Consider the following 5,675-nt stretch of genomic DNA (forward strand, 5'->3'; position numbering starts at 1 on the left):
ACCCTTATAGAGACAGACATTACCGCGATTTTTGTCAATTGTTTGCGATCTAGAGCGAACTAATCAATTAAATCTCTTGCCAGATAAGGATTTAGTCGATTTATGCCCCCATATCGAACCATACCAAGTCCCGAAGAGCCAGGTTTAAGTGTGCCACACAGGTGTGAGAACCGCTATATTTTTCAGCTTACTAGCCCCCGCCTTTTCTTTCCACCCTTATCCTGAACTGACGTTAGCCTATACTCAACGGATTTAGTGTGATACCAAATCTGTTTTTAACAATCTGATTAACTCTCAAGTTATGGATTGTTTCTCCCCGCTCCCCACTATCCTATACTTTTTAAACAGGATTTGGTATCAGATATCTGCCTAATATTATCTCAGGACTAAAAGGTTTTCTGGTGGAGAAATCGACCTAATTGACACTCCCATCGCTAAATATTCCTTGTCTTGCTACTGAGGTGGTGTTTTAGCGATTTCTGCTTGCTGTTTTGGCTTTTCTTTCTCCTGTACAACCTGGCTGAAATACCCTTCCACATCGCGCTGGATAATGTTTTCTACTCGTTGAGCAAAATCGGGATAGACTTCGGCGTGATTTTGGGCATGGCGATAAGAACCACTCAACTGGAGAAATTGCCAGCCCTCAATTTTCATCGCCTCTGCCGTGTTGCGATAGTGGCGATAGCGTTCGCCATAATGAAAGAACTCTTCAACGGCAGCACTGATAGCAACCACCTGACTTAAGCCAAAGGCGAGCCAACCGACTACTACTTGAACGTCATTGGCGTTGATATTAAGACTGACCAAGGCCGGAACAATCACCCCCCCGATAATTGTGAGCAGTCGGAGAAAATAGTATTGGTTGCGGGTTGTCTGGGCCCTGCCTTCTAGCCACAGTAATTGCTCGAGCCAGCGGGCTTTCATAAACTGCTTCTGCAAATCTGACAAGTCAATCTGCTCGATCAAGGTACAGATTTCTTGCTTGAACTGATCGCGATAAGGTTTAGAGGTTTTCTCTAAGTTTTTTATTTCTAAAGCGTTCTCTGGCATGGTTGTCTTGCTCCGTTAGTAGAAAAAAATTTCGGCTCTGGTTTCTCAAGTTTCCCGATTTCCGATTCCCGCTCCTTGAGCTTTCCAATAATCAAACTTAGTTGTGTCTAGATGCTCGACAATCCCCCCCAATTGACGCACTTGCTTGACCATATCACCAGTCCCGCCACGTCCATCACCGCCTTTGCCATCCCAGAGGACAATCAACCGCACCCGATCGATTCCGTAGATCAAACTGGAATAGAGAGCCCAACGATTGTTACGCTCAAAGGAATTGCTTCCTTTCGGGACCGGTCCGATTCGTTCCGGTTGTAGGTTGAGCGCGACCTGGGGATGATTCTTAATTCTATAGAAACGCTCTACCCAATCATCGCCGGCAAAGCTGACTGACTCTTCAATAAATTGAGCCGACTCGAAGGGCAGATAGACCTCGACTTTCATCTGGCGCTCTAAACAGGCTTCTAGAAACAGGATATCGCCCCCACAAGCGAGTCCCGGCACGATCGCCAGATCTCCGGCATCAGCTTTTAGATTATCGAGTACCTCCTTAATTTTTTGTTGCGCCTCGGTTTCCATATCCGAGGGAAACCGAGGCCTCGGGCGGTCTGGCTTGTCAATCATGTGGCCGGAGAAGAGGAAAACTTGCGGAGGTTCCTTCACCGTTGGGGAGGAGATCGCGGCTTCTTGATGTTCTATTCTCTCCAATTCTGCTTCGAGGACATCGAGGCCCGACTTGACATATTCAAGGCGGAAATTCAGGGATTCTAAGAGTTTCAATTGTTCTAGGGTTGAAAGTAAAGCAAATTTATTGTTCCAGAGCCGGTTGAGCGCCCTTTTATAGGCTCTGGCCACCTGTTGCGGGTTGCGGGCGGTACAGATGGCCAGATCGCCGAGGGAGAGGAAGACCCAAACATCGTTGTTATCCTTGAGAGCAGCACTGTCCAAGCTAAATTTAACGGCTCCAGACAGCACCGGCAACTCCTCTTTGATCGCTTTCTCTTCTGGATCGCCGTCCCTACCATGCCTGGCTAAATACTTGAAGACGGCAGATAGAGTCAGGGCGTTGATGCCGGAATAGTAATGATTCTGATCGAGGCGGTAGGCTTGCAGGTAAGTCTCAATCGCTTTTTGTAGTAAGTGGGCCGATTCTTCGGCTGTTTGGAGGCACTCCGCTTCATTGGAGATGCCGACCCATCGCTCCTTCCACATTTCCTTGTAAATGCGAGCTAAGTAGGAAATGGCATCTATATTAGCCGGTTCATCCCGCAGCAGCGACTCTAACTGTACGACTGCCTCATCATATCGCTTCAGTCGGCTCAGGTGAAAGGCTTCCTCGCGCCGGAATTCGGCATTTTTCGGCTGCATTGTCAGTCCGTTGCGATATTGCTGCAGCGCAAGTTGATAATTTCCTAGATTTCTTAAGGCTTTCCCCGCTTCGGCGATCGCCTCGCATTTGATTAGGGGGTTGCTCACTTCTTCGATCAACAGCAAAACGTCACCAATGCGATCTTGGCGTTGGGCGATCACTACCCTTTTCCGCCAATTATTGTACTCATCCCAGTAGCCAATGGCTAGGGGGGTTTGCAGCGACCGGCGATCGGGTTCTTCCAAGCCGTCGAGTAAATTGAAAATGGGGCTGTGAATGCGATGATGGTCTGATTCCCAGGTAGCGCGAGCCATTTTAGCGATCGCCTGTTTGTCTTTTTCCAGGTATTGGCGATCGGGCTGGCCATTCTCGTCACAATGGTAGGGGAGAGTGCGGACGTTAAAAATATCGAAGGGCAGATAACCTCGGCCTGACTGGATATGAATTAGTCCCCGCTTGCGTAGGGCGTGGCGTACTCCTAACTCATAAAAAACGTTGGCATTATCAATGCTGAGGTCAGCAATTACCAGATCCGCCAGCAATAGTTCCTGAAACATATCGGTGAGGATATCGCCGCTGACGCTTTCTTCATCGGCTCGAAACGGCTCAAATCCAGCTTCGATTAAGGCTGGTTTAATTAAATCTTGATAGATGCTATTAAAATCTATCCAGCGGTCGTCTGGCCCTTTTTTCTTACCAAAGGGCATGACGACGAAGGCATGGGGCAATCCCTGGGGGCTGGCAGCGGTATCATGCTCTTGTTTCGGTTGGGGAACTAGCTCTAGGTTGGACTCAGAAACTTGTTCGGCGTTGGCGGTAGAATTTTTCTGGTTAATAATCTCTTGACTGGGCATCTTAATCTCCCTGACTCCAGCAAAATTTATCATAACTTATTTTAGTGAGATTGAATCCCCAGCCATTTTTTGTTAAAAAAGGGTTCTTCTCAACCTAGTATGTAAAAAGGGAAGAGCCTAAAAAACTAACATAGTTACCAACAGTAACAGTGCCAGATTAGTCGGCCAATAAAGTAGCTTTGGGATTAAGTTATTTTTATAATCAATCCAATCAATTTTGATATTAGAAGCAAAAAGTATGGCATTAATTGCGACTAAAAGAATCATTATATATAGTATAAAGTAGAAATAATCAAGATAAATAATACCTGCCGTGATAATTTTTTGTCTGAGATTAATCTGATCGATAATGACAATGAAAAGAAAAGCCCCACAAGCGGAAACGATCTCTAAAGCGGTAAAATCTTGATTTTCACCGCTCTCTGTATGTTTGATGATCAGTATTTGAATACAAAAAAGCAGTAATAGGACAACAATAATTATCATCATATTACTAATCAGTACATTGATAAAATTTCGTTGGAGAACAACCGTAAAATAGAGTTCGGGAAAATTGTCCTGGCCGATATAGCTGTTAAGTCCAAAATTGGTATTATAGTTATTGAGTTTGTACTGGAAAAAACTACTCTTAATATCCCAACCAGGTAAAACAAAATCCTCTGCTAAACCGGGTAGGGAAGTAGGAACCATCAAATCGTAGGCATCAAAATCTGGGGTGAGGATGATATTTTTGTAGAAGTCTTTAGGCCAGAGGCGAATCCAGACATCTTTAACATCAAAGGGATATTTAGAATAATCAAAGTTTTCTCGGAGTTTAGCTTCAAAATACCAGACGATCACTTCAAAATTTTGGTCTTGATGACGATGAATCTCGGTTACATTGGGATCAACTGCTTCGGGAAGAATAAAACCCCGACTGACGTTTTGAGGGATATTCTTATCATACTTTTGCCAAATATAGCCCGTGATAAACACATCATTAGCATCTTCAAATTCTAGAGACTGCACAAAAACTCCTGTGGGAATATAGAGGGGGGAGTCTTTAGGGTTTTCGGATTTACGAGATTGCAAGAATTTATTTAAACCCGCTTTTTTCAGAAGCACTATATTGTTTTTCTGTTCGATTTTATGTTCAGAGATTTGGAGATACCAGATAGATCCGATTCCCGCCAGCAAGACAACAGAAGTGGAAGAAGAGACAGCCCAAAGACTGCGAACACTGCCTTTGTAAGCGCGAAAGATTAGGATAAATAGAAAAAAGAAAAAGCTAATTATCTGTAGGTTAATCAGCAGCAGTTTGTGATGTAAGCTCTTGGTATTTAATAAAATTTCATCTTGAACAAAGACAGCAATTAATGTCCAACTTGTAGTAGGAATAGGTTCAAAAAATATCCAGCTAGATTGTCCCGTTAACGGATTTTGAAAATCCATTTCAATCTTAGAGCCTTTGAGAGCTTTTTGGGCTGGAACTCGCAATTTTTCTGGTTTATATGCTTGAGAAATTATTTGAAAGATGGTTTTTTGCTCTTTAACCCAATCTTCTCTATGACTATAGATAAAAGTTCCTTTTTTAGATAGGATAAATCCGTAGCCAGTCTTACCTAGTTTGAGGGAGTTCATTAAGTTTTTTAACCCATCTAGAGAATAGTTGGCGAAGACTAACCCAGAAGGAATATTTTTTTTGGTTTTCGGATTAAGGCGATAAAAAGGAGTGCTAAATTCTGCGAGTAAAGTGTTAGTTGCCGCTCCAAAATGAGGTTCTAACCAAACTGAACCGGAGGCTAAGGACTGGATATACCAATCACCCTTTCCGGGTTGAGTATAATCGTAAAAAGATTCCAGTTGCAGTAATTGCAGTTTACCCTGTTTTCTGATGTAGTAGGGACCATACAGACGCATCTGGGATTTGTAAGTATAGGAAGCATAAGCCGCACCGACACCGAACCAATTGGGATTTTGTTCTATCGTGCTTTTTAATCGCTCAAGCAACTGTCGATCTTTAAGTTTATCCTTACTGATATCGTGGGCGATAGAATTGGCACTATCCTGGAGTTTACGAAGCTGGTTATCGATTTCTTTAGCGGCGCGGACAGCTTCTTGTCGAGCATTATTTTTCGCTGTTTCTCTGGTTTGATTTTTCTCCCGCCAGTAAGCATAAATGGTGAAGGTTGCCGACAAGAAACTGATAACGCAGAGAGACAAGGACAGTCTAAAGATTCGTTGTTGCCAAGGATTGGTTTGAGTTTGCATTTTTAGTAGCGTTTGGGGAGCATCTCACTTACGCGATAAGTAATTATACTTAGCCTAAAAGCCACTCTTAATCGTGTCTTGGAACGAAATAGAGGCTTTTAAAGACTGCGTACATGGAGAATTAAAACAAGAATTACCCTCGAAAAGCCTATTTT

General features: G+C 43.5%; 3 protein-coding genes. All 3 read right to left on the reverse strand.

The window, feature by feature from the left end:
• Positions 1-453: 453 nt before the first annotated feature.
• Positions 454-1,050 (reverse strand): DUF4231 domain-containing protein, encoded by a 597-nt coding sequence (locus O9290_RS14630; RefSeq protein WP_288058111.1) that lies wholly within the window; start codon positions 1,048-1,050, stop codon positions 454-456.
• A 45-nt stretch (positions 1,051-1,095) separates the two neighbouring features.
• A complete protein-coding gene (locus tag O9290_RS14635; RefSeq protein ID WP_288087211.1) occupies positions 1,096-3,303 on the reverse strand; it encodes a tetratricopeptide repeat-containing protein in 2,208 nt (735 codons plus the stop codon).
• 84 nt (positions 3,304-3,387) lie between these two features.
• Positions 3,388-5,520, reverse strand: coding sequence for a cache domain-containing protein (locus tag O9290_RS14640; RefSeq protein WP_288058120.1), 2,133 nt, complete (start codon positions 5,518-5,520; stop codon positions 3,388-3,390).
• Positions 5,521-5,675 lie beyond the last annotated feature (155 nt).

The sequence above is a fragment of the Microcystis sp. LE19-41.2A genome, from assembly GCF_027530405.1.
In the GTDB taxonomy this organism is placed as follows: domain Bacteria; phylum Cyanobacteriota; class Cyanobacteriia; order Cyanobacteriales; family Microcystaceae; genus Microcystis; species Microcystis aeruginosa.